Genomic DNA, 25,371 nt, shown 5'->3' with positions numbered 1-25,371 from the left:
AATTGTTATTATTTTTCTGCTTGCGTATTTTCTGAAATAACAGAAAATACAGGTATGGTTTTGGATGATGTGCAGAAAGCCTTTGTGGAACAGTGGGGGGAAATGGGCGCACGGTGGGGCGTCAGCCGTTCGGTAGCGGCCGTTCACGCGTTTTTGTATTTAAGTGAAGAGGCTTTGACTGCCGACGATTTGTGTGAAGCTTTGTCCATGGCTCGTTCCAATGTTTCCACCGCTCTAAAGGAACTGGAGGGATGGGAACTGGTGTTTCGGGAGAGCAAGGTGGGGGACAGGAAGTCTTATTATCGTGTGCAGGCCGACGTATGGGAGATGGCCAGGGCCATCATGAAGGAGCGTAAGAGGCGGGAGGCTGACGGAGCCTTGAGAGCGGTTGGGGAGTGTTTGGATAAGGCCCGCCGGGCGCGGAATCCGTTTCAGGTGAAACGTCTGGAGTCCATGCAGGAGATTTTGCGGTTGAGCTGTGCTTTTGCGGATAAAGCGGTGGTATGGCCGTCTTCCCTGATAAAGAAAGCACTGAGAATGGGGGATAAAATTCTTGGCTGGATAGCGGGAAAGTAAAAAGGTTTCGGAAGGATTGGCAAAAAACGGATATTCAATTTACGAATCTGATATTTCTGTAATTATGGAAAATAGAGAAAATGAAGTAAGGCGGAATGAATGCGGGAGTTCCGATGTGTTTGCCGTGACGGGCATTCTTGGTTACAGCGGCCGTTACATGGCTCGGGAAATAGAAAGGCTCAGTGGCAGAGTGCTGGGGTTGACCAACTCTCCGGATAAACCCAATCCGGACGGCTGGCGGTTGTGTCCTCTGTGCTGGGATGATCCGGATTCTTTGGCGGAAAGCCTGCGCGGGTGCCGTTCCCTGATTAATACGTATTGGGTACGGTTCAATACGCGGTGGTTTTCGCATGCGCAGGCGGTGGAGCGCACGAAGGTGCTGTTTGAGGCGGCCCGGAGAGCTGGAGTGACGAGAATCGTGCATGTGAGCATTACCTGCCCTGATGCCCGCAGCAGCTTGAGTTATTTTCGTGGAAAAGCCGTTCTGGAAAAGGAGCTGGAAGGGCTGGGCGTTCCGTATTCGGTATTGCGTCCGGCAGTATTGTTTGGAGAGGAGCCGGGAGAGGATATTTTGATTAATAACATGGCCTGGGTATTGCGCCATCTTCCTGTAGTAGGCGTTCCCGGAAACGGGAAGTACCGTCTCCAGCCGATTCATGTGCGGGATTTGGCTGCCCTGGCTGTACGGGAAGCATTGCGGGAAGACGGGAAAAACAATGTGGTTGAAGCAGTGGGGCCGGAAACATATACGTTCTATGAATTGTTTTCCATGTTGGGAAGGGTGACGGGATGCAGGCGCCCGGTATTGTCTGTTTCTCCATGGATAGCTTATGCCGCCGCCTGTATCATGGGCATCTTTCATCGCGACGTGATGCTGACCCGGGATGAGATCCGCGGGTTGATGGAGGACAGGCTCCATGTTGAAGGGGTTCCCCCTGCCGGTTCTATCCGGCTTTCCGCATGGGCGGAAAAGCACGCTGCGGAGCTGGGAAAAACCTATGCCTGCGAAATGGCCCGAAGGAAGCGTTCATGACCAGGTTTATGGCGTCGGACGGCCTGAGGCCGTTTCTTTCACGGCCGTTGACTTTTTCCATGGTTATTTTCAACACATGGGTTTTCGGCAGCTCCGCAATACGTTGTTTTTCCCGTTTTTCCGGTTGCCGGATTGGCGGGAAAAGGCTTTCCGTTTTGAAGGATGGTTGACAGGGGAATCTGGCGCGGTAGAGTGGTTTCATGCAGTCTTCCTATTGTCCGAGTCCTTATCGATACACGCGCCGCGCAACCCGTGAAGTCATGGTGGGGAATGTGGGGGTGGGCGGGTCCAATCCCATCCGGATTCAGTCCATGCTGACGTCCGATACGCGGGATACGGATGCCTGCGTGAAGGAGGCTTTGGAGCTGGCGGAGGCTGGGTGCGAGATTATCCGCCTGACCGCGCAGACCAGGGCGTATGCCGCCAATTTGGAGAATATTTCCCGGGAATTGCGCGCTGCCGGCTGCCATGTGCCTCTGGTGGCCGATATTCATTTTAAGCCGGATGCCGCGATGGAGGCTGCCAAATGGGTGGAGAAGATTCGTATTAATCCGGGCAATTTCGTTGATAAAAAGAAGTTTGAAGTGCGGGAGTATTCCGACGCCGAATACCGCGAAGAGCTGGACCGCCTGAGGGAGGAATTTACGCCCCTGGTCCTGTTTTGCCGGGAGCATGGCCGCGCGATGCGCATCGGTTCCAACCATGGCTCCCTGTCCGACCGCATTCTGAACCGCTTTGGCGATACGCCGGAGGGTATGGTGGAGAGCGCGATTGAGTTTGCCCAGATTGCCCGCGACCTGGATTACCATTCCCTGGTGTTTTCCATGAAGGCTTCCAACGTCAAGGTGATGGTGGCCGCCTACCGGTTGCTGGTGGAGCGCATGAACGCCCTGGGGCCGGATTGGAATTATCCCATTCATCTGGGGGTGACGGAAGCCGGGGGCGGAGAGGACGGACGCATCAAGAGCGCTGTGGGCATCGGCTCCCTGCTGACGGACGGCATTGGGGATACCCTGCGCGTTTCCCTGACGGAGGACGCCGTGCGGGAGGTGCCCGTGGCTTACCGCCTGACCAATCCTTTCCAGCCGTCGGAGCGTTCTGATGACCCGGTTTCCTTCTCTGAACCGGAGTTGAGTTATGACCCCCTGAAGTTTTCCAAAAGGCAGGGGGGGCTGGCGATGTGTCATGGCGTGCGCTTGGGCTGGGAGCAGCCTGTGCGCGTGGCGATCCCCGACGCCGGGTTTTACGCCCTGCAGACGGAACGGGAGGCGATGGGGGACATGATGCCTGAATTATCCCTGGGGCAGCTGGATGCCATTGAGGTGGATCCCCGGTGCGATGCCGATCTGGAGCCGTTGAAGGAACTGGCGGAACCGTCCATTGTCACTGTAAAGAACGGGCTGGCTATGGAGCCTGTATATGCGTTCCGCCTTCTGGCTGCCCGTATTGAGGACAGGCACCTGATCCTGCTGAAAGATACGCTGGCGCCCGGTTCCGTTTCCGGGGAAGACGTGCCGCTGACGGCTGCCCGCAATATTGGCTCCTTGCTGTGCGACGGGATTGGAGACGCCGTGCTGATTCAGGGCGAGCCAGATCCTCGTTTGGCTTCCTTCCTGGGATTCAATATTTTGCAGGCCACGGGAACGAGGCTGACGCGGGCGGATTACGTTTCCTGCCCGTCCTGCGGACGCACTCTGTACAATATCCAGGAGGCGACGGCCCACATCCGGAAAGCCACGGAACATTTGAAAGGGGTGAAGATTGCCGTGATGGGGTGTATTGTGAATGGCCCCGGAGAAATGGCGGATGCGGATTTCGGTTATGTGGGCGGCGCGCCGAACAAGATCAACCTGTATGTGAAGCACACCCCTGTGAAGTTCAATATTCCCCAGGAGGAAGCTGTGGAACGGCTGGTAGACCTGATTAAGGAGTATGGGCGGTGGGTGGACTCCAAGTGAGGTTTTAACGTTGAGGGAGGCTTTTTCTGATGCGGAGAGTGTTTATCAGCGGCGGTCACGGCGGTTTGGCGCGGGCCGTCGTGGAATGTTTTTCCGCCGCAGGATGGGAGACGGATGCTCCGGGCCATGCCGTACTGGATGTGGGAGACCGTTCCGCTGTACGCCGCTGGTTTGATTGCCATGCCGCGTATGATTTGGCGGTTTGCGCCGCCGGAATTACCAGGGACAGGCCGTTCCTGAAACAGACGGAGGAGGAGTGGGACGAGGTAATGAACGTGAATGTGACGGGAGCCGCCTGGTGCGGCCGGTGCGCCGCCGCCGCCATGGTGCGGGAGAAACGGCAGGGGCAGGTGGTGATGGTCGGCTCTTATGCGGCGCTCCGTCCGGCTCCGTCCCAGGCGGCTTATGCCGCTTCCAAGGCTGCTCTGTCAGGCCTGGTGAAGAGCCTGGCGCGGGAATGGGGAAAGGAGGGGATTCGCGTGAATCTGGTGTTGCCGGGGTTCATGCTGACGGAGATGACGGCCGTGCTGAGGGAGAGCGTGAAAGAGGCGGCTTTGTCCCGGCATGTGTTGAACCGGTTGAATACGCCGGAGCAGGCTGCGGCGTTTATCCTGTTTTTACAGGATGTTCTTACGGCAGCCTCCGGCCAGGTGTTCGATCTGGACAGCAGAATTGTTTAATAATGGACAGCGGATTTATTATCCGCGTTCATTTCTCCCAATAAAATATTTTCAAAAAATTCCTTTTTTAAATAAAAGGGGGCGCCTGCAATGATTCTGAAAACAGGAAATCCCCAGGAACAAGGGTTTTCCGGTCTTCTGGAAAGCATGTAAACATGGAGAAAATTCTCTTTCCGTGTCTGGAATTTCATGTTTCCGGCGGAAACCGGATATCCCTGAACCGTCAGTTTTTTCTTAAATCACTCTTCTTCAATATTAAGGCTTGAACGCGGATAATAAATCCGTAGAAATGTTTCTCCATGAGTTTGCCGCTGGCTGATGATGAAGAGAAAGGAAAGCGTTTTTCCTGTGGTTGTCCGGAATATATTTCCCCGTCCCGGAATTATGGGATAGATGCTTTGCGCATTGTTGCCATGGTGATGGTTTTAATTCTTCATCTTTTGGCCTCCATTGATGTTTTGTCTGTGGAGAATCATGGGACCTCTTCCTATAATGTCGGGTGGCTGCTGGAGACTGCCGCTTATTGCGGGGTGAATTGTTATGCGCTCATTACAGGATATGTGTGCTGCGACGGAACGTTCAGGTATGAACGCGTGGTTTCCTTATGGTTTCAGGTTGTTTTTTATACATGGGGCAGTTTGCTGCTCGCGCTGTTGTTGTTCCCCCACGCGCTTCAATTGAATCATATTCTGAATTCCCTTTTCCCCGTTTTATCCGGTCAATATTGGTATGTGACGGCGTATGTGGGGTTGTTTTTCTTCATTCCGTTTCTTAACGCCCTGGGGAACAGGCTGACCAAATTACAGTTCCAATATCTTCTGGTGACCGTTTTTGTGCTGTTTTCCGTTATTCCCACCCTGCTTCACAGGGATGTGTTTTCGGTGGAAGAAGGGTATACCATCTGGTGGCTGGGCAGCCTTTACATGCTGGGGATGTATATTAAAAAGCATGGTTTGCTGATGGGAATGAAAACGCGTTCTTTATGGATGTTTTATGCCGGATGCGTATGTTTCGCCTGGGGTTTCAGGATGGTTCTTAACGTGGTGTCTCCATACCTGATTGGGCAGGTCAAGGGCGGTGGAATGTTTGTTCACTATAATTCTCCTTTTATTGTAGGAACGGCGGTTGCTCTGCTGCTGATTTTTTCCCGGATGCATTTTTCATCCCGAAGATATGTCTCCTGCGTTTCATGGTTGGCGGCAGCGTCGTTCAGCGTTTATGTGCTGCATTGCAATGCTTTGATAGGAAAGTGGTTTTTATGGGATGTCTTTGAGTGGACTGCGTCTCCTTCCACAGCGCTGATGGTTGTGAAAGTGTTGGCTGCCGCCGCCGCGGTTTACGCTGGATGCGCCCTGGTGGACTCCGTGAGGCGTTATTTGTTCAGGTTGATAAACGTGGAAAGAGGCGCCCGGTCAGTAACGGGCTTTTGCGGAAAGCTGGGGCACGCGTTCCGGCAGATGTACCGCCGGATAAATCCGCGTTCCTGAGGACGTGGAAATGCTCTGTTCCGGCGGTTCCGGGCGGTTTTTGCCCGGAAGCCGGGCTAGTTGTTATGATGGCTTTTGTCCAGGAGGGATTTAAGCCAGGGAATAACCAGGTCTTTTTTGAAGAAGTGGTTGCGAGGGTCCACGTTGACGAGGCGGAAAAAAGCGTCTCTGTCCAGTCCTGCGGGCAAGTGGCTGCCGTTCCTGCGTTGGGCAGGGTCCGCAAACCGGGGCTGGTGGTGGTATTGGAAATGATCCGGCGCTCCGGCCATACGGTAGGCTGCGGAGATGAGACGGAAGTCCCTGTCCAGGCCGCCTTCCGTGCAGATGACGGGGCGCGGGGCGAGAGCCGCCACAATATCCGGGAAGTCGAATTGTTTCCAGAAGCCCGGAATGAGGTGGCGGATGGAGTTGGGCGCGGAGCGCATGCCCCTGCCGTTGGGCATGGTCATGGTTTTGGCGCGTTCCAGCGTGCGGCACAGAAAGTCGTTATATACAAAGGCAAAGATATCCGGATTCAGGATGCCCAGAACCATCAAGGGTTCCGTTCCCAGGGAGAAGCCGCTGAGAATAATATGGTTTTTTTGCGCCCAGGGGCGTGTTTTCACCCAATCCAGAATACATTGGTCCGCATAGGAGGCGTAGCCCAGCCAGCTCCAGTCCATTTCCAGCAGGAAACGGGCCAGGTTTTCATAATCGTGAGAAGAACGGCCTGCGGCGCGTTCCGCGTCTCCTTCCTCTCCCGTTCCGGCGTTGTCCACCACAATGGCCGCCCATCCCTGCCTGACATAATGGAACGCCATGGCGTTGTTGCCCGGCTGCTGTACGGGTGGATGGTCCAGATCCGGCGATGTTTCCCCCGCCAGCTCTTCCTTGGTCTGGTCGGAACCGGGAATGCAGAACAGCACGGGAACCGGATTTTTGTCTGAAGCGTTGTCCGGCAGGAGCGCCAGGAACGGTACGGCGGCTCCCGGGAAGGGATAGGCTTCCCATTTTTCCACCCGGTAGTGTTCTCTTTGCGCGGTTTTTACCAGAACGGGGGCGGGGATATCCGCCTGAAGGGGAAATTTCATCAGTTGTTTCATGGCTTCCCGGAGTTTTTCCCGCCAGGCGGGGAAATCCTTTGGAGCCATATCCGGAGAAAATTCGCATGCCGGACGCAGTTTTTCCAGCATGGTTTGGACGACGCCCCGTGAGGAAACATGCCGCTGGTCGCTCCGGGAGGAATGAAGCACCGCCCAGTCTTCCGCCCGGAATTTTTCACTGGGCGGGGAAAGGGAGAAGGAGGGAAGAGAAAGTGTTGCCAACAGAAGAGAGAAGAAAACGGCGGGCTGAATAGTCATGAAGCCAGATTGCCATAAAAGGAGCTCCCGTTGCAAGGTTGCGGCGGTGGTCTTTTCAGGTTGTTCCTGACGCACCGGAAGCTTGAGTTTTTCCGGGCAGGGCGGTAGTTTTGCCGCCGTCATGATGACGGGGGGTAAGAGTCCTGGAAGCCCGGAACCGCGGGTATGCGGCCTGGGCCTGGCTTCCGGCTTCGGCATGGGGGCGGAAGCCCATCTTGCCGGGGTAAGGGAAGGACGCAGAGTGTTGAAGCCGTTGAGCGAGTTGTGGGGCGAGGGGAATCCCTGGGACGATGTATTAAGCGGATGGATTCCAGACAGGGGGCTGTTATGCAGCCGCAGGAACGGCCCTGCCTCCCAGCTGGCGCTGCTGTTGGCGCGACAGGCCGTGGAGGAAGCCGGCTGGGGAACGGATGAATTGAGGGACGCCGCCCTGATTGTAGGCAGTTCCCGCGGGAACGCTTCCGGGTGGCTGAGCCCGTGGCCGGGACGGCGGGCCATGAAAATTTTGGCCGTTCCCAATTCCCTGCATAGTGAGCTTGCTTCCTGCGTCAGCATCGAATTGGGAATTTGCGGGCCTTATCACGTCCTGGCGAGCGGCTGTGCCGCCGGCCTGGATGCCGTAGGCATGGCCGCCATGCTGATGCGGCAGGGAATTGTCAAGAGAGCGTTGGCTATCGGTCTGGATTTGCCCTTGTGCCGGGAGCTGCTGGGAACGTACTGGGCCTCCGGCATGCTTTCCCGCAATGGCTTGAATGATCCCTACGGCCCCCTGGCCGACGGCATGTGCATTTCCGAGGGCGGGGCGGCCATAGCCCTGGAGTTGTCTTCGGAACCCGGTATTTATGTGAAGGATTATCTGGTGAATTCCGATGCCTATAGCCCGCTGGGCATGCCGGAGGACGGAAAGAGCATTGCCGCCCTGCTGGAGGCTGCTTTGAAAAATTGGGATGGAGAGGTCCCTCTGACCGTTTGTCCCCATGCCAGCGGCACGGCAGGGAATAGCGTGTCCGAACGGGCTGCTCTGAAAAGGGTTTTTAGAAACGGGCTGCCGGATTTGAGGATGATGAAGCCGTGGACGGGGCATGCCATTGGAGGCAGCGGAATTCTGGAACTGGCCCTGATGTTGGCCTTTGCCAGAGAGGGGGTATTGCCTCCCAATCCTTCCTGGGTCACCTTCCCGGAAGGCGGCGCCTGTTCTGCGGAGGAACTGCCGTTGGCCGGGGGGCGGATGCTGGTCAAATCCGCCGCTTCCATGGGCGGCCATAATGTGGTGCTGAGTCTGGCCGTGGACGGCTGAATATTGTTGAATAGTGAACGCTTATGAAGAATCCTGAACAGTTTTTGTCAGAGTTGCAGTCTGCGGGGTTGCTGCGCGTCCTGCAGGATGTGGAATGCCTGCCCGGAGGGATGGCCCGCCTGGCGGATGGCCGGGAAGTGGTCAATCTGGCGAGCAACGATTATCTGGGGCTGGCCCACCATCCGTCTCTGGCGGAGGCTTTTTCCCGTGCGGTGCGGGATGAAGGGGCCGGGGCCATGGCGTCCCGCCTGGTGACGGGGACGCGGCGGGCGCATTCCCGTCTGGAAGAGGCCCTGGCCGCTCTGAAGGGAACTGAGGCGGCGGTCAGCTTTTCTTCCGGTTATGCTGCCTCCCTGGGAGTGATTACTTCTATTGCGGACCGGGAGGATACGGTGCTGATGGACAAGCTGTCCCATGCCAGCCTGATTGACGGGGCGCGTTTGTCCGGGGCGCGTTTGTCTACCTTCCTGCATAATGATATGGAGTCATTAAGGAAAAAACTGCAACATTTGCGGAACGCGAATCCTTCCGGAGGGATTCTGATAGTGACCGAATCCGTTTTCAGCATGGATGGCGACCGTGCCCCTCTCCGGGAAATCGTGCGTCTGAAGGATGAATTCGGCGCGTTGCTGCTGGTGGATGAAGCTCACGGATTCGGCGTGCTGGGAGAACACGGGGCAGGACTGGCGGAAGAGCTGGGCGTTTCCTCCCGGATAGATTTTCAAATGGGGACTTTAAGCAAGGCTGCCGGAGTAAGCGGCGGATATGTGGCCTGTTCCCGCGCCTGGGCGGATGCCATGGTTAATTCCGCCCGGTCCCTGATTTATTCCACGGCTCCGCCTCCCGCTCTGGCCGCTGCCGCCCTGGCCGCGGTGGAAGTGATCCGCAGCGGGGAGGGAAAGGAATTGCGCCGCCGTGTTTCCGTTCTGGCGAATGTTTTGTCCGCCGCCCTGGGGATGCCGGGAAGGCCTGTTTCTTCCATTTTCCCTGTTGTTGTGGGAGAGAACGAGGCTGCCCTGGCTGCGGCGGACGCTCTGCTGGAACAGGGGTTTCTGGCTCCCGCCATCCGTTATCCCACGGTTCCCCGTGGAACGGCCCGGTTGCGCATTACGGTGACGGCGGCTCATCACTCCGGTTGGATACGGCGGCTGGGGCAAATATTGGAGGATCTGCCGCACGGAGAATAGGATTGTCAGCTGGAAAATCATGAAAGCGTTGTCTTCCCTTTCCCTGCATTTGGTCCTGAGCCTGTTTTTTCTGCCGATGATCATGGTATATGCCGTGACAGGCCTATTGTATATGGGTGGCGCGGATCAGCATTTTACCTCCCACGTGGAAGTGTATGAATTAAGTTCCGGAGATGAGCCTCCCTATGCGGATTCCTGCCGGGAACTGGAGCGTCTGGGCGTGAAATTACCGGAAGGAAAGGTCAGGCCGTTTAAGGGGAATTACATTCTGGGTTTGGTAACAGGTACGCATGTGCTGTTTCTAAGAACGGAAAATTCCCTCAGGGCCGAGGTGGTGAAGCCTGGCATTTACCCCAATCTGTTGCTGGTTCATAAGGGGAAGGCGGGGTGGTGGTTTTCCGCGCTGGGATATGGCTCGGCCATTTCCCTGATCCTGTTGTATATTTCCGGCATTCTTCTGATGTGGAGGAACAGAAAGAAACGGAAATTGATGCTGGTCAGCGCCGTTTTGGGGACATCTGCCGTCGTGGCGGGGTATCTGATGTTCTTCACTATGGGATGACATCCTGATGTCCCGAATGGCAGAGCTTGCCTCTTGACAGGAAAGTTTTTCTCCTTGTAATGGGAAAGAATGAAGGTTCCCAAAGGAATTTTCACTGAACCCTATAAAATAATGTAATGATGAATACTTACGGCTCTTCTTCTCCTTCGTCCTGCTGCAGCGGTTCACTTTCCTGCACGGCTGCTCTTGTGCTCGGCATTATTGCCCTGGTATTGGCATTGGTCGGTTTTTTCCCGTGCCTGGGCTGGATTACCCTGATTCCTGCGGGATTGCTTGCCATTATTGCGCTGATTATGAGCATTGTGGCTGTCAGTAAAGGTTCACCCAAAGGGGCTCTGGTGGTCGCCATTATCGCGTTGGTTCTGTCCGCCGTGGCGGGAATTGTTCAGGCATGGATGGCCAGCGTTACCGTGACCTACATGGAACAGCACCAGGATTATGTGGAAAAGAAGGCTCTGGAAATTCAGAAGGAGCTTCGGCAGATGGAGCAGGAAAACAAGGAGGCATTGAGGCGGTCCGTTGAGGCGGATGGAATGTCCCCCGCGGACGGAACAGGCTCCCGGGAACTGTAGTTCCTGAACCTTTCAGGAAGATCGGCGATGAATGGCGTGCGCTCGTCATGGCGTTCATGCTGTAATAGAATGATGGTCAGGAAAGTGTGGCTGCCTGTATGGGCTGTTCTGTCCTGCCTGTTGCTGGCGCCTTCCCTCATGGCGCTGGCAATCAGCCCTGACGGGATGAATTCTCTGGCGGCCTCTGTTGCCGTGCCGCATCGTGAATGCCCGTTGTGCGGCATGACGCGGGGGTATGCGGAAATGGCCCGCGGGAATATCCGCGCCGCATGGGGATGGAACCGCGGCGCTCCGGTCTGGTTTATGGCAGGACTGCTCAATGGAGGGGCTACCGTGGTTTATTTGGCATGGCTCTGGCGGGGAAGGGCCATGCGCCGGAAAAAGGATAAATGGCTCTCCTGTGGAGAAATCCGGCAGGAAAGGGAGGGCAAATAGTTTCTTACGGGATGCGGCCAGTCAGGATGATTTTTCCGTCATGAATTCGGCACGTTAAAAAGATGCTCCGGGAAAGGACGGATGAATTAACCGGATGGTCCTCATGTCTATTTTCAACTCCCATTGATTGACCATTCGGAAAGGAGGGGCAGCCGGGCTGGAAGAAACAGTTCTACCTGTCCCCGGCAGATGGGACGGCGAAGGTTTTGAAGAGGGGCGTGGGAAGTTCTTCTGCCGCCTGTTTATTCCCTGTCACGGGGGCTGGTTTTTGGAGAGGGGAATGCGGGGCTGTTGTTTTGTTCCTCAGGGCTATTTTTTGTCAGGAAGGAGAATAGCTTTTCTGAAAACGGCCGTTCTTGTCGTTCGTGGAAAGGAGTATCCGGGCTATGGAATATTTTGGATTTTTCTCATTTTAATGTTTTGCTGATAATATTGTTTTTTATGTAGTTGTGTTATTTTCTAACATTTTTATTCTAGGCCCGCCTGATTTTATATATATAGTTTTTGGATATTGTATGAATATTTGCATGTCCATCTATAGATCAATCGAATTGCGGAAGAATGCATCCGGAAGTTATAAGATCCGGCTGACTATCGACCGGGGAAGCAAGTTTTGCGGAGCCAGGAAATCTCTTGGGCTCGGCACCCACCGGGAGGATTGCGCCTTAAGACGTGCCTACCTGATGCGATGCCTGCTGTTTCATATGGGATGGTTTCCCGGCGGAAAGATTGCCGTCAGGAATTCAGCCGAGTGCGGCATCAAGGATGTTGTTTGGGACAGCATGGAGTGTTCAGGGGATTCCGGAATGTTCAGGCTTACCGGAACGGGATGCCGCATGGCTGCGGATGAGACCATGGCTATCTGGTTCCAGACGAATGGAGATGGGAGGGTTCAGTGCCTCCGTCTGCTCATCTCCGGATGGAGGAAGGATGACCGGGCGGGTGATTTGAGGGTGTTGATTCAGGGGATGCGGCATTGCGCCTCGGAACAGCGCCAGCATCCCTGCCGGATTTTGAATATTGAAATCGGAGCAGGTTCTCTCACGGCGCCCCGGGATGAATGTGTGCTGAAAGGGTAGGAAAACGGATTGTTTCAGATACCGGTTTATTCTGGTTTTATCCGGAGGCCGCCACGTTCCGGTTGGGAAATTGGGCCGAATGTCCGGCATGCCCGGCCCGGAGTTTATTTGGCCGTCATGGACGACGGGAAGGTTGCCGTATCCGAGGTGAAGGCGCGGGAAAAAGGCCGGGAGGAATGGCGTGCTGCCTGCCGGGAAAGGGAGCCCTGTTTTTTCTGCATGAAAAAACCCCCGGATGGAATGATAGCCATCCGGGGGTTTGTTTGAAGGTTCCGGCTATTTTTTAGCGGGCAGTTTCACTTGAATGTGAATGTCGCGCAGCTGCCGGTCTTCCGCGGCGGCGGGGGAGTCGCTCATCAGATCCGCTCCGCGGTTGTTTTTCGGGAATGCGATGACTTCGCGAATGGATTCCGCGTTGCAAATCATCATGACCAGGCGGTCCAGTCCCAGCGCAAGGCCGCCGTGGGGCGGAGCGCCGAAGCTGAAAGCGTCCAGAATGTGTCCGAATTGTTCGCGGGCCTGTTCCTCCGTGATGCCGAGCGCCTTGAACATGGCGGACTGCAAGTCGCGTTCATGGATGCGGATGGAACCGCCCCCCAGTTCCGTGCCGTTGAGCACCACGTCGTAGGCCTGCGCGCGAAGGTCTGCGGAGAGTTCTCCGCTGAGCAGTTTTTGTTCGTCTTCCTTGACGGGGCGGGTAAAGGGGTGGTGGATGGCGACCCATCGCTGTTCTTCCTCATCCCAGCCCAACAGCGGGAATTCAATAACCCACAGAAAGTCGCGTTCCTTGTTGTCCTTGAGCAGTTCCATGAATTCGGCGCATTGCAGGCGCACGCGGCCCAGGATATCGCAGGAGGGTTCCCACGGGCCGGCGGCAAAGAGAACGAGGTCTCCCGTTTCGATGTCCAGGGCTTCCGTGAGTTTTTGCTTTTCTTCGTCGGAAAGGAATTTGGAAATGGGGCTTCTCCAGTCTTCTTCGCGCACCTTGATGTAGGCCAGGCCTTTGGCGCCGGCTTCCACGGCCGTTTTCGTCAGGGCGTCAATCTGGCCAACGGAGGCGGAACCGAATCCCTTGGCGTTGATGGCCTTGACTACGCCGCCGTTGCTTACGGCCGAGGCGAATACCTTGAAGCCGCTGTTTTCAAAGATGGAGGAGACGTCCGTCAGCTTCATGCCGAAGCGGCGTTCCGGCTTGTCGGAACCGTACTGATCCATCGCTTCCTTCCAGGTCATGCGGGGGAAGGGGGTGGGAATGTCCACGCCCAGGGATTCCTTGTATACGCGTTTGAGCAGGCCTTCCACCAGGTTGTAGATGTCTTCCGGCGTGATGAAGGAAGCTTCAATGTCCACCTGGGTGAATTCCGGCTGGCGGTCCGCGCGCAGGTCTTCGTCACGGAAGCAGCGGGCAATTTGGAAATAGCGTTCCATGCCGGCCACCATGAGCAGCTGCTTGTATTGCTGCGGGGCCTGGGGCAGCGCGTAGAATTTGCCGGGCGCCAGGCGGGAGGGGACCAGGAAGTCCCGTGCGCCTTCCGGCGTGGATTTGGAGAGGATGGGCGTTTCAATTTCCAGAAAGCCGTGCTCGTCCAGGTAGTCGCGCGTGGCCTTGGTGACGCGGTGGCGGATCTGCATGTTGCGGGCCATGGCCGGGCGGCGCAGGTCCAGAAAGCGGTATTTGAGGCGCAGGTCTTCGTTGGAGAGGGCCCGATCCAGCTGGAAGGGGAGCACGTCAGCCTTGTTGATGACGTTCAGGGTGTCTGCGGAGACCTCGATTTCCCCGGTGGGAAGGTCTGCGTTGGTCGTGTCCACGGTATCCGTTTTCAGGCGGGCGGCCACGGTGCCGGAAATCTGGATCATGTCTTCGGAGCGGAGCTGCTGGGAGGCTTTCGCCACATCCTGATTGACTTCCGGGTGAAAGACTACCTGCGTGATGCCGGAGCGGTCGCGCAAGTCGATAAATATGACGCCGCCATGGTCCCGGACGGAATCTACCCAGCCGATGAGGGTGGTCGGCTTGCCGATGTTCGCAGCGCGCAATTCGCTGCAGGTATGAGTGCGGTATGAGTTCATCTTTATTGAAAATGAAAGAAAGGGGGGAAAGAAAGGCGTCAATTGTTTCCGGTGAGTGAAGCCACGGCGTCAAACAGGTCGTCCATGACGACGGAGGAAGAGGTGCGGGCTCCCAGGTCGCGAAGTTCCATGACCGGGAATTCATCTCCCACGATCAAGGCCGCGCGGGCGCCGGATTTAACGGCTTTCTGGAGCTGTCCGTTGACTTTGGTGAGCGTGAGGGGAAGGTCTACACTGTATCCCTGGTCCCGGAGGGCGGAGGCGATGGCAAGAACCTCTGCGCGGCGGCTCTCAGACGCCTGAATCATGAAGATGTCGCAGCCTGCGGAGGCCAGCGCCGCATCTTTCAGCGCTTTGGCATGGGGCGTCTGTTCAATGAGGTGGGTGATGACGGCATCCCCCATGGCAAAGCCGGTTGCCGGCATGTCCACTGCGTTGTTGGAAAGAGCGCCTACCAGCGTGTCGTAACGGCCTCCGCCGGCTACGGCGCGCAGACTGCGCTGTGTGTCAAAGATTTCAAAAACCAGGCCGGTGTAGTAGGCCAGCCCGCGCACTACGGACAGATCCAGCCTGACATAGCCGTCCAGCCCGCGGGCCGTCAGGTCTTTCTTCAGGATGTCATAGCGTTCGGACGCTCCGGCGGGCGGGTTTTCAATGAAAGCCACCAGATCTCCGCGGCTGATATGGAAGGCGTCCAGCTTGCGCTGGCATTCTTCCGGGCGGTCGCGTTCAAATTTGTCCACAATGCCCAGGAAAGCGGGAATATCCTGTTCCTTCACGCCGTGTTCCGAAGCAAACCTGATCCAGGCTTCCCGGTCAGAGACGCGCACGATGAAGTCGTTTTGCGTAAAGCCCAGTTCCCTCATGCAGTCAATGGCCAGGGCTATCAGTTCGGAATCCGCCCACGCGGAGGCTTCTCCCAGAATGTCCGCATTGAATTGGTAGAATTCGCGCAGACGCCCTTTCTGAGGTTTTTCGTAACGGAAGCATGAACCGATTTCAAACCACTTGAGCGGTTTGGTGTATTCGCGCTGGTAGGCGGCTGCGATGCGGCCCAGGGAGGCGGTGAGTTCCGGGCGGATGGTGATGTCCCTGTCCCCCTGGTCCGTGAAGCGGAAGAGCTGGGTGGGCAGTTCGCCCCCGCTCTTTTTCAGATAAAGCTCCGTGGCTTCCACAGTAGGGCCCTCCCATTCCAGGAATCCGTAACGGTGCGCCACTTTCTTCCATGCGTTGAAAAGATAGTTGCGCACGGCGCAGTCCGCCGGTGCAAAATCGCGGAATCCGGGAAGTGGTTGAAAGCGAGCGTCTGGCATAACCTGGGAAAAAGGATGTTGTCTGAGGACGAAACAGTTTACAGAATTCCTATGCCTTGGCAAGTCCACATGCTTATGATGAAGGAATTTCGGTGGAAATCATATAAATGGCCTTATGCCGGCAGATGGGGATGGTTCTTCCGGTTTTACATGAAATGAGGAAGGGCGGGAAAGGATTGATTATTGGGGAATTTATTGTTTTTTATAAATTATCCGGATTTTTGGCGCGGGCTGTGGGGCATGCGGGTTTAAGTGGCTGGGGATTTGTAATCGGATGTCAAACAACAATATTGAACAGCAAGGGGAAATGATAAGAAGGTGTTTTCAAAAGTTTTTCTGCGTATGGAGCATTGCATCTTTCCCTTTATAGAAAAATGTTTTCCTCCCGTGCTAAAAAGAAAACCGGGGCAGTTTTGTTTGATTTCATAGGAATATGACGTGAAACGAATGAGTTTTTTTCTTCTTTGAGAATCTAATAGCAGTATTGATTATGTGTAAAGAATGTGGATGCGGGGGGGAGCTCTCCCATGAAAGTCACGGCCACGGTATGGACGTCCATGTTCCGGTATTGGATGCCAATGACCGGCTGGCTGAGCGCAACAGAGGTTTTTTTGCGGCAAAAAACCTTTTGGTTATCAATGTTTTTTCTTCTCCCGGGTCAGGAAAGACTTCTTTGTTGCAAAAGACGGCGGAGATGCTTCGCGGCCGTGTGCGCATGGGGGTTATCGTAGGGGATTTGGCGACGGATAATGATGCGGAGCGCCTGAGCCGCGCGGATATTCCCGTGGTGCAGATTACAACGGGCACCATGTGCCATCTGGACGCCCGCATGATTGCGGAGGCCATGAAGAAAATGCCTCTGGACGATCTCGACGTGTTGGTTATTGAGAATGTGGGCAATCTGGTTTGCCCGGCTTCCTATGATCTGGGGGAAGGCGCGCGCGTGGTGCTGCTTTCCGTGACGGAGGGGGAGGACAAGCCGTTGAAATATCCTCCCATGTTCCATTCTGCGGATGTTGCCCTGGTGACCAAGTCCGATCTGGCGGATGCCGTTGAGTTTAACCGTGACGCCGCCCTGGCCGCCCTGAACAAGGTGGCTCATCATGCGCACGTGATGGAGGTGTCTTCCAAGACCGGCGAGGGAATGGAAGCCTGGTGCGAGGAGATTGTGGAGCGTGCGCGCCGCGCCCGGGAAGGCACGATTCAGCATCATGGCCATCACCACCATTGAACAGGCCGCCGCGGCATTGAAATTGGAGATAGCCGGCATGGTTCAGGGGGTCGGCTTCCGGCCCCATGTGTACCGTTTGGCGGTACGGCACGGATTGAAGGGGTTTGTGCGCAATACGGAGTCCGGCGTGGAGATTCATGTGGAAGGGGAGTCCGGCGCTCCGGAGCGTTTTTTTTCCGCGCTGATGGACGGTCTGCCGGAGCATGCCCGGGTTGATGGAGTGGAGCGGACCGTATGCGAGCCTGCCGGTTTTGAGGAATTCCGCATTGAGGAAAGCGATTCCACCCCCGGAGGCGTTCCGATGATGCTGCCGGATCTGGCTCCGTGCCCGGAATGTCTGAAAGAAATGCGCGACCCGTCTTCCCGCCGGTATCATTATCCGTTTACCAACTGCACGCACTGCGGCCCCCGCTATTCCATTATTGAGAAAATGCCGTATGACCGCGCGGGAACCAGCATGAAGGGGTTCCGAATGTGTTCGGAGTGCCGGAGGGAGTACCAGGATGTGGAGGACAGGCGTTTTCACGCACAGCCTATCGGCTGCCCGTCCTGCGGCCCTTCCATGAAGGTGCTGTTTTCAGATGGTTCCGAACTGGGGTTCGGCCATGGGTTTGATACCCCCGCGGCACAGGTGGCATGGGTGCTGGCGGACGGTTTGATTGTGGCCCTGCTGGGCGTGGGAGGGTTTCAGTTGCTGGCGGATGCTTCTTCGGAAGCTGCCGTCAGGCGTCTCCGGCAGTTGAAGGAGCGTGACGCCAAGCCCTTTGCCGTGATGGTGCCGGATATGGCTGCGGCGGAGAGGCTGTGCCGCCTGTCGGAGGAGGAGAAGCGCCTGCTTGCTTCTCCGGCCGCCCCCATTGTGCTGGCCCGGGGAAGGAAGGGGGCGGATCTGGCTCCTTCCGTGTGCATGTTCAGCCGTTTTGTGGGGATAATGCTTCCGTCTTCCCCTCTTCATGCGCTGCTGATGGATGTGTGGGGAAAGCCTCTGGTGGTGACCAGCGGGAACCTGAGCGGCGAACCCCTGTGCACCTCCGTGGAGGAGGGGCTGGAGAAACTGGGCCGTGTGGCGGATGTGTTTTTTGTGCATGACCGCCCGGTAGTGCGGCCCGTGGATGATTCCGTGGTCCGCGTTACGGACGGCAAGGCCATGATGGTGCGCCGCGCCCGCGGATATGCCCCGCGGCCCGTGTGGCGCACATCCGCGGCGGCTCCCGACGTGCTCGCCCTGGGGGCCGGACTGAAGAATACCATCTGCTGGCTGAAAAGGGGCGTGGCCGTCATGAGCCAGCATCTCGGTGACCTGAACAGTGCGGCTTCCATGAATGCTTTTGAGCGGACGGTGGAGGCTCTGGGCAAAACCCTGGATGCCGTTCCGCAGGTGATTGCCGTGGACGCCCATCCGGACGGCCCTGCCTTGGCCTTTGGCCGGCGTCTGGCGCGGAAGTGGAATGCAGCGGTTGTCCCTGTGCAGCATCATCAGGCTCATGTGCTGGCCTGCGCCGTGGAGAATGAAACGCCGTTTCCTGCTTTGGGCATCGCCTGGGACGGGACGGGGTTCGGTACGGACGGAACGGTATGGGGAGGGGAATTTTTTGTGTTGGAGGAAGAGGGTGAGCCGCGCAGGGTGGCACGGCTCAGGCCGTTTCTTCTGCCCGGCGGGGATGAAGCGGTTCGGGACCCTTTCCGGTGCGCCTGTTCCGTGGCCCGCCAGATGATGCCGTGGCGTACGGAGGGTCTTGATAAGCGTCTGGAGAGGGGGATGCCTGTGCGGAAACGTGAGGTTCTGGAGGCGATGATGGCCCGGAATATCCATTGCCCGGCTACCTCGTCCATGGGGCGGTTGTTTGATGCCGTGGCTTTCTGGTGCGGTTTTGACGGTGAGGCGGGGTGTGAGGGTCATGCCGCCATGATGCTGGAATCATGGGCCGCGGAAGCTTCCGGGGAAAAAATGCGGGGGGAAGCGTATGAATGGGTTATGCATGAAGAAGAGGGATTGCTGGAACTGGACTGGCGGCCGCTGATGAAGTCTGTGGATGAAGATTTGTTGAAAGGCGTTTCCCGCGGCTGCATCGCCCGCAAGTTTCATGAGAGCCTGGCGAATCTGGCATTTGACGTGGCGGAGCGTTTTTGCCTGGACAGGCTGGTGCTGGGCGGCGGATGTTTTCAGAATGCCTTTTTGCTTGAAGGCCTGGCGGGAATGGCCCAGTCTAGAAAGTGCCAGTTGGCTCTGCCCCAGCGGGTGCCGTGCAATGACGGGGGAATTTCCTTGGGGCAGGTTGCGGCGGTCGTACGCCAATGGAAAGGATAGAATATGTGTTTGGCCGTTCCCGGAAAGATTGTGAGCGTTAATGATACGGACCCTTTGTTCAGATTGGGGGTGGTGGACTTTGGCGGCGTGACCCGTGAAGTGAACCTGGCCTGTGTGCCGGAAGCCGTGCCGGGGGATTACGTCATCGTCCACGTGGGCATGGCCCTGAGCGTGCTGGATGAGGAAACCGCTCTTCAAACCCGCAGGGAGATGAGGGAAATTGTGGAAAATACGGATCCTCTGTAAGGGGGCGTTTCCCGAATTCAATTAATGGTTTATGCAGGAGGAAGTCCGGCAGCTGATTGAAGAATTGCGCCACGCTGTGACGCGTCCGTGGGCGGTCATGGAGGTATGCGGAGGCCAGACGCATGCGATTGCCTCTCTGGGGCTGGAGGAGCTGTTGCCTCCCGGTCTGCGCCTGATTCACGGCCCCGGCTGCCCGGTCTGCGTGACGGCGGTGGAGTTGATTGACCAGGCCGTGGAATTGAGCCTGCGGCCCGGCGTAGTTTTGTGCAGCTACGGGGATATGATGCGGGTGCCGGGTTCCCGCGGGGATCTGTTTTCCGCCAAGGCCAGGGGGGGAGACGTGCTTTTGATGTATTCTCCGCTGGAAGCGGTCGCTTATGCCGGAACCCATCCTGATACGGAAGTGGTGTTTTTCGCTGTAGGGTTTGAGACGACGGCCCCGGCTACGGCGCTTGCCCTGCAGCAGGCCCGCGCGCTGGGGTATGCCAATTTTTCCGTTCTCTGCGCCCATGTGCAGGTCCCCCCGGCTCTGGAATGGCTGATGGATCAGGATGAGGGCAGACCGGACGCCTTCCTGGCCCCCGGCCATGTCTGCGCCGTCACGGGGGAAATGGATTACGGGCGTCTGGCCACTCGTTACCGGACGCCCATGGTAGTGACGGGGTTTGAGGCTCCGGACCTGCTCCGCGGCATTCTGATGTGCGTCCGTCAGCTGGAAGCCGGGGAATATGCAGTGCGGAATGCGTACGGGCGTTATGTGAAACCCGGTGGAAACAGGGCGGCGCAGGAAAGAATGAATGAAGTTTTTGAGCCGGAAGACCGTCATTGGCGCGGGCTGGGGTTGATTCCCCGCGGCGGCATGAGGCTGCGCCGGGAGTGGCGTGCTATGGATGCCGTTCTTCGTTTTGAATGCGGAACGGGGAGGCCGGGAGCGGATGAAGCTTCCGGATGCCTGGCCGGGCAGGTGCTGAGGGGGCTGATTCGCCCTGGGGAATGCCCTTTTTTTGGCTCGTCCTGCACGCCGCTGACCCCGCTGGGCGCTCCCATGGTGTCCGGGGAAGGAGCATGCGCCGCTTATTATCATTATAAAAGAAGTTGATGCCATGTTTGAGTGTCCTGTTCCTGAACCTGTCTCCGACCGTATCCAGATGGCTCACGGCGGCGGAGGCCGTTTGATGAATGAGCTGATTCGTTCCGTGTTTCTGAGCGCCTTCGGTTCCCCTTCCGGCGGCGTGCAGAATGACGCTGCCGTATTGGAGGTTCCTCCGGGGAGGCTGGCGATGACGACGGACAGCTTTGTGGTGCAGCCTTTGGAGTTTCCCGGTGGCTCCATCGGTTCACTGGCGGTGCACGGAACGGTGAATGATCTCGCCATGAGCGGCGCGGAGCCGTTGTATTTGACGGCGGGCTTTATTCTGGAAGAAGGGCTTCCGCTGGAGGTGCTGACCCGCGTGGCGCAGGATATGGCTGCCGCGGCTTGTGCGGCGGGCGTCCGTATTGTGACGGGGGACACGAAGGTGGTGGAGCGCGGAAAAGGGGACGGCATTTATATTAATACTGCCGGGGTGGGCATCGTGCGCCATGGGTTGGAGATCAGCCCTTCTTCCGTTCGTCCGGGGGATTCCGTGCTGCTCAGCGGGGATTTGGGGAGGCACGGCATGACGATTATGAGCCTGCGCGCCGGGCTGTCTTTCGGAGATGGCCTGGAAAGTGATTCCGCTCCGTTGCACGAGTCTGTGGCTGCCGTCATTCGTTCCGGCATTCCCGTGCATTGCCTGCGTGACGTGACCCGCGGCGGGTTGACCGCCACTCTTTCGGAAATTGCGGAATCTGCCGGCCTGACGGTGAAGTTGAATGAAATGTCCATTCCCGTGCGCGAGGATGTCAGGGCGGCGTGCGGCCTGCTAGGGCTGGACCCGCTTCAAGTGGCCTGTGAGGGGCGTTATCTGGCTATTCTTCCCCGAGAGTATGAGGAAGAGGCCCTGAACCTGATGCGCGGCTGCGGCGTATCCGCCGGAGCCTGCGTCATAGGCCGTGTGGCGGAATTGGGGACGGCTCCCCTGCTGATGACGGGGCGTCTTGGAGTGGAGCGGGTGTTGACGATGCCTTCAGGAATGCAGCTTCCCCGCATCTGCTGACGCCTGGCGTTTCATATGGAAAATGCGGAACCATGGGGGATGCGGAAACTTCTCCCGGCGCAGGGAATTCAGAACGGCATTGCGTCCGTCTTGTTTCTTAGGAAGTGGGACAAAATGGCGTTGTGCGACATTTTGTCTCTTTTTGGTGTGACATTATGTCCCGTTTTCCTCTGTCAGGGAAATAGTGGAAAGGAAGGAAGAAACGATATAATGTCATCATAATATGACATTTATGTTTATTGTTCTGTATGCCTTGCCAGGTTGGCATGCCATTTGCAACAAGAGAGGCAAGAATATGAGTTTGCCTGCATGACACTTCAGGTCATGAGGAAATCAAATCTCAACGAAATCCATTCAAAACAATCTAAAATAACGATATGGCTAAAATATTAGGAATTGACCTTGGCACGACCAACTCGTGCATGGCTGTGATGGAAGGCGGTCAGGGAACCGTACTTGAAAACAGCGAAGGTGCGCGCACCACTCCCTCCATTGTCGCTTTCACCAAAAGCGGTGAACGCCTCGTGGGGCAGGCCGCCAAACGTCAGGCGGTAACCAATCCGAAAAACACCGTGTTTTCCTCCAAGCGCCTCATCGGCCGCAAATACAGCGAACTGACGGAAGAAGATAAAAAGGTGCCTTACGAAATTGTGGAAGCTCCCAACGGGGATGCTTATATCCGCGTGGACGTGGGCGGCGAAAAGAAGACCTTTTCTCCCCAGGAAATCGCTTCCATGGTGCTGGCCAAGCTGAAAGCCGATGCGGAATCCAAACTTGGCGAAACCATCACGGAGGCCGTGATTACCGTCCCCGCCTATTTCAATGACGCCCAGCGCAACGCGACCAAGGCCGCCGGTGAAATCGCCGGCCTTAAAGTGCGCCGCATCATCAATGAACCGACGGCGGCGGCCCTGGCCTACGGCCTGGACAAAAAGTCCAATGAAAACATTGCCGTATATGACCTCGGCGGCGGCACCTTTGATATTTCCGTGCTGGAAATCGGCGACGGAGTGTTTGAGGTGAAGGCTTCCGACGGCGACACCCACCTGGGCGGCGACGACTGGGACAACGCAATCATCAACTGGATTATAGGCGAGTTCAAGAAAGACTCCGGCATGGATCTTTCCAACCAGCCTGACGCCATCCAGCGCATCAAGGAAGAAGCGGAGAAGGCCAAGATCGCCCTTTCCTCCACCCAGAGCTATGACATCAGCCTGCCGTTCATTACGGCGGACGCTTCCGGCCCCAAGCATATCCAGCTGACGCTGAGCCGTCCCAAGCTGGAACAGCTCACGGAAGACCTGCTGGACCGCACCCGCAAGCCTGTGCTGGACTGCATTGCCGCGTCCGGGCTGAAAACCGGAGACATTGACGAGCTGGTGCTGGTGGGCGGCATGACCCGCATGCCCGCCGTTCAGGAAATGGCCCATACGCTGGCCGGCAAGGAACCGCACAAGGGCGTGAACCCGGATGAAGTGGTGGCCCTGGGCGCCGCCATTCAGGGCGGCGTGCTTCAGGGGGACGTAAACGACGTGCTTCTGCTGGACGTGACTCCGCTGACCTTGTCCATTGAAACGATGGGCGGCATCGCCACTCCGATGATCGAACGCAACACGACCATCCCGGTGCGCAAGAGCCAGGTGTTCTCCACCGCCGCCGACAATCAGCCCGCCGTGGACATCCGCGTTTGCCAGGGCGAACGCAAGATGTTTGAGGATAACAAGCTCCTCGGCAACTTCAAGCTGGACGGCATTTCCCCCGCTCCGCGCGGCATACCGCAGATCGAAGTGACCTTTGACATTGACGCCAACGGCATTCTGCACGTGTCCGCCAAGGACAAGGGCACCGGCAAGGAGCAGAAAATTTCCATCCAGGGCTCCAGCGGCCTTTCCAAGGATGAAATTGAGCGCGCCAAGCGCGACGCTGAAGCCCACGCGGAAGAAGACAAGAAACGCGCTGAGGAAATTGACACCATTAACCAGGCTGACTCCCTCTGCTTCTCCGTGGAGCGCCAGCTTAAGGATATGGGGGACAAGCTGCCCCCGGAACTCAAGCGCGAAATTGAAGACAAGGTAACGCGTCTCAAGGAAGCCGTCTCCAAGAAAGACATCACGGCGATCAAGGCTGGCAAGGAAGACCTGGAATCCCGCCTGGAAGCCCTGTACAAAGCGGCGGAAGCCGCCCAGCAGTCCGCCGGGGCCGCCGGCCCCATGCCGGGCGCCGCTCCCGAAGAGGAACCTTCCGACGGTCCCCGCAAGGCGAAGGGCCGCGTGGTGGACGCCGAAATCGTGGACGACGACAAATAAGCAATCCCCTTCCCGCCGGAGTGGGAAGCGATTCCCCCTCCGGCGGAACATTACATCCCGTATTATTCATCTACAACAACATCAAAACAACATACTATGGCAAACATCAAACCCCTAGGACAACGTGTGCTGGTCAAGCGCATTGAAGCTGAAACCAAGACGGCCGGCGGCCTGTTCCTGCCGGACACCGCCAAGGAAAAACCCCAGGAAGCCGAAGTGATCTCCGTAGGCACCGGCGGCCGCGATGAAAAAGGCGCCCTGATTGAATTCACCGTGAAGCCCGGAGACCGCGTGCTTATTTCCAAGTACGGCGGCACGGAAATCAAACTGGACGGAGAAGACTACCTTATCCTGTCTGAAAATGATATTCTGGCCATCATCGGCTAAACGGCACCGCACACACACTCAACATCATTTTAAATATTAATATTATGGCTAAACAAATCCAATTTGACGAAACCGCCCGCCAGGCTCTGCTCCGCGGCGTGGAACAGATTGCCAAGGCTGTCAAGAGCACGCTGGGCCCTGCCGGCCGCAACGTAGTGATCGACAAGAAATTCGGTTCCCCCCTCATCACCAAGGACGGCGTAACCGTGGCCAAGGAAATTGAACTGGAAGACCCGTTTGAAAACATGGGCGCCCAGCTTGTCCGGGAAGTCTCTTCCAAAACCAATGATGTGGCCGGGGACGGCACCACTACCGCTACCGTGCTGGCTGAAAGCATTTACCGCGAAGGTCTGCGCAACGTCACTGCCGGAGCCAACCCCATCTCCCTCCAGAGGGGCATCATGAAGGCTGCGGATTCCGTTGTGGAAGAACTCAAGAAAATCAGCAAGCCTGTTGACTCCAGCAAGGAAGTGGCCCAGGTCGCTACCGTCTCCGCCAACTGGGACGCTGAAATCGGCAACATCATCGCGGAAGCCATGGACAAGGTGGGCAAGGACGGCACCATCACCGTGGAAGAAGCCAAGGGCATTGAAACCACGCTGGACGTGGTGGAAGGCATGCAGTTTGACAAGGGATACCTGTCCCCCTACTTCGTGACTAACGCGGAAACGATGGAAGCGGTGCTGGAAAACCCCTACATCCTCATCCACGAAAAGAAAATCAACAACCTGAAGGACTTCCTTCCGCTTCTCGAAAAAGTGGCCAAGAGCGGCCGTCCCTTCCTGGTAATCGCGGAAGACATTGAAGGCGAAGCTCTCGCCACCCTGGTGGTCAACCGTCTGCGCGGCGTGCTGAACATCTGCGCGGTCAAGGCTCCCGGCTTCGGCGACCGCCGCAAGGCCATGATGGAAGACATCGCCATCCTTACCGGCGGCAAGTGCATCACGGAAGACCTGGGCATCAAGCTGGAAAACGTGGGCATTGAAGACCTCGGCCAGGCCAAGCGCGTGGTTGTTTCCAAGGATGAAACCGTTATCGTGGAAGGTTCCGGAAAATCTTCCGACATTGAAGCCCGCATTTCCCAGATTCGCCGCCAGATCAAGGACACCACGTCCGACTACGACCGCGAAAAACTCCAGGAACGCCTGGCCAAGCTGGCCGGCGGC

General features: G+C 57.0%; 22 protein-coding genes. 19 read left to right on the top strand and 3 right to left on the bottom strand.

Features of this window, described 5'->3' with window-relative positions:
* Positions 1-54: 54 nt before the first annotated feature.
* The 5 genes from B3075_RS04565 to B3075_RS04545 all read left to right on the top strand — a co-directional run bounded on the left by B3075_RS04565 (position 55) and on the right by B3075_RS04545 (position 5,734).
* Positions 55-576 carry a GbsR/MarR family transcriptional regulator gene (locus tag B3075_RS04565; RefSeq protein ID WP_290489068.1) on the top strand — a complete coding sequence of 174 codons (522 nt, stop codon included), beginning with the start codon at positions 55-57 and terminating at the stop codon, positions 574-576.
* 64 nt (positions 577-640) lie between these two features.
* A complete protein-coding gene (locus tag B3075_RS04560; protein WP_094135388.1) occupies positions 641-1,609 on the top strand; it encodes an NAD-dependent epimerase/dehydratase family protein in 969 nt (322 codons plus the stop codon).
* A gap of 200 nt (positions 1,610-1,809) precedes the next feature.
* Positions 1,810-3,567 (top strand): (E)-4-hydroxy-3-methylbut-2-enyl-diphosphate synthase, encoded by a 1,758-nt coding sequence (gene ispG / locus B3075_RS04555; protein WP_290489070.1) that lies wholly within the window; start codon positions 1,810-1,812, stop codon positions 3,565-3,567.
* Between the two features lie 80 nt (positions 3,568-3,647).
* Positions 3,648-4,247, top strand: a complete 600-nt coding sequence (locus B3075_RS04550; RefSeq protein WP_290489072.1) for an SDR family NAD(P)-dependent oxidoreductase — start codon at positions 3,648-3,650, stop codon at positions 4,245-4,247.
* 299 nt (positions 4,248-4,546) lie between these two features.
* Positions 4,547-5,734: an acyltransferase gene (locus B3075_RS04545; RefSeq protein WP_290489074.1), complete on the top strand. Its 1,188-nt coding sequence runs from the start codon at positions 4,547-4,549 to the stop codon at positions 5,732-5,734.
* A 56-nt stretch (positions 5,735-5,790) separates the two neighbouring features.
* On the opposite strand, the gene B3075_RS04540 is transcribed toward B3075_RS04545, so the two are convergent.
* Positions 5,791-7,074 carry an alpha/beta hydrolase family protein gene (locus B3075_RS04540; RefSeq protein WP_290489075.1) on the bottom strand — a complete coding sequence of 428 codons (1,284 nt, stop codon included), beginning with the start codon at positions 7,072-7,074 and terminating at the stop codon, positions 5,791-5,793.
* Positions 7,075-7,195: 121 nt separating this feature from the next.
* Between B3075_RS04540 and B3075_RS04535 the strand changes: the two genes are divergently transcribed.
* The 6 genes from B3075_RS04535 to B3075_RS04510 all read left to right on the top strand — a co-directional run bounded on the left by B3075_RS04535 (position 7,196) and on the right by B3075_RS04510 (position 12,206).
* A complete protein-coding gene (locus B3075_RS04535) occupies positions 7,196-8,371 on the top strand; it encodes a beta-ketoacyl synthase N-terminal-like domain-containing protein (protein ID WP_290489077.1) in 1,176 nt (391 codons plus the stop codon).
* Positions 8,372-8,394: 23 nt separating this feature from the next.
* Entirely contained in the window at positions 8,395-9,558 is a 1,164-nt protein-coding gene (locus B3075_RS04530) for an aminotransferase class I/II-fold pyridoxal phosphate-dependent enzyme (protein ID WP_290489079.1), read from the top strand.
* Between the two features lie 19 nt (positions 9,559-9,577).
* Positions 9,578-10,120, top strand: a complete 543-nt coding sequence (locus tag B3075_RS04525) for a hypothetical protein (RefSeq protein ID WP_290489081.1) — start codon at positions 9,578-9,580, stop codon at positions 10,118-10,120.
* Between the two features lie 116 nt (positions 10,121-10,236).
* On the top strand, positions 10,237-10,692 hold the full coding sequence (locus B3075_RS04520; protein WP_290489083.1) for a hypothetical protein: 456 nt from the start codon (positions 10,237-10,239) through the stop codon (positions 10,690-10,692).
* Positions 10,693-10,761: 69 nt separating this feature from the next.
* Positions 10,762-11,127 (top strand): DUF2752 domain-containing protein, encoded by a 366-nt coding sequence (locus tag B3075_RS04515; protein ID WP_290489085.1) that lies wholly within the window; start codon positions 10,762-10,764, stop codon positions 11,125-11,127.
* Between the two features lie 527 nt (positions 11,128-11,654).
* Positions 11,655-12,206, top strand: coding sequence for a hypothetical protein (locus tag B3075_RS04510; RefSeq protein WP_290489087.1), 552 nt, complete (start codon positions 11,655-11,657; stop codon positions 12,204-12,206).
* Between the two features lie 276 nt (positions 12,207-12,482).
* Here B3075_RS04510 and aspS read toward each other — a convergent pair whose 3' ends face one another.
* Both aspS and hisS read right to left on the bottom strand, forming a co-directional pair.
* Positions 12,483-14,276 (bottom strand): aspartate--tRNA ligase, encoded by a 1,794-nt coding sequence (gene aspS, locus B3075_RS04505; protein WP_094135377.1) that lies wholly within the window; start codon positions 14,274-14,276, stop codon positions 12,483-12,485.
* A 38-nt stretch (positions 14,277-14,314) separates the two neighbouring features.
* A complete protein-coding gene (gene hisS / locus B3075_RS04500; RefSeq protein WP_290489090.1) occupies positions 14,315-15,589 on the bottom strand; it encodes a histidine--tRNA ligase in 1,275 nt (424 codons plus the stop codon).
* A gap of 490 nt (positions 15,590-16,079) precedes the next feature.
* Between hisS and hypB the strand changes: the two genes are divergently transcribed.
* From hypB to groL, 8 genes are all read left to right on the top strand, one after another.
* Positions 16,080-16,820 carry a hydrogenase nickel incorporation protein HypB gene (gene hypB / locus B3075_RS04495; RefSeq protein WP_343125175.1) on the top strand — a complete coding sequence of 247 codons (741 nt, stop codon included), beginning with the start codon at positions 16,080-16,082 and terminating at the stop codon, positions 16,818-16,820.
* On the top strand, positions 16,801-19,128 hold the full coding sequence (hypF, locus tag B3075_RS04490; RefSeq protein WP_290489094.1) for a carbamoyltransferase HypF: 2,328 nt from the start codon (positions 16,801-16,803) through the stop codon (positions 19,126-19,128). Before hypB ends, hypF begins: the two co-directional genes overlap by 20 nt.
* A gap of 3 nt (positions 19,129-19,131) precedes the next feature.
* The gene (locus B3075_RS04485; RefSeq protein ID WP_290489096.1) at positions 19,132-19,374 is read left to right on the top strand and encodes a HypC/HybG/HupF family hydrogenase formation chaperone; all 243 of its coding nucleotides are present in this window, start codon (positions 19,132-19,134) and stop codon (positions 19,372-19,374) included.
* Positions 19,375-19,405: 31 nt separating this feature from the next.
* Positions 19,406-20,473, top strand: a complete 1,068-nt coding sequence (hypD, locus tag B3075_RS04480) for a hydrogenase formation protein HypD (RefSeq protein WP_290489097.1) — start codon at positions 19,406-19,408, stop codon at positions 20,471-20,473.
* Positions 20,474-20,477: 4 nt separating this feature from the next.
* Positions 20,478-21,512 (top strand): hydrogenase expression/formation protein HypE, encoded by a 1,035-nt coding sequence (gene hypE, locus B3075_RS04475; RefSeq protein ID WP_290489098.1) that lies wholly within the window; start codon positions 20,478-20,480, stop codon positions 21,510-21,512.
* A gap of 377 nt (positions 21,513-21,889) precedes the next feature.
* Positions 21,890-23,818, top strand: coding sequence for a molecular chaperone DnaK (gene dnaK / locus B3075_RS04470; RefSeq protein ID WP_290489100.1), 1,929 nt, complete (start codon positions 21,890-21,892; stop codon positions 23,816-23,818).
* Between the two features lie 96 nt (positions 23,819-23,914).
* Positions 23,915-24,205: a co-chaperone GroES gene (groES, locus tag B3075_RS04465; RefSeq protein WP_012420445.1), complete on the top strand. Its 291-nt coding sequence runs from the start codon at positions 23,915-23,917 to the stop codon at positions 24,203-24,205.
* A gap of 41 nt (positions 24,206-24,246) precedes the next feature.
* The coding region (groL, locus tag B3075_RS04460; RefSeq protein ID WP_290492031.1) for a chaperonin GroEL at positions 24,247-25,371 on the top strand (1,125 nt) is incomplete at its 3' end.

It is taken from the genome of Akkermansia sp. UBA7090 (assembly GCF_002493465.1).
In the GTDB taxonomy this organism is placed as follows: Bacteria; Verrucomicrobiota; Verrucomicrobiia; order Verrucomicrobiales; family Akkermansiaceae; genus Akkermansia; species Akkermansia muciniphila_A.
Note: the sequence above shows the minus strand (reverse complement) of the source record. Positions and strands in the feature narration are given on the sequence as shown.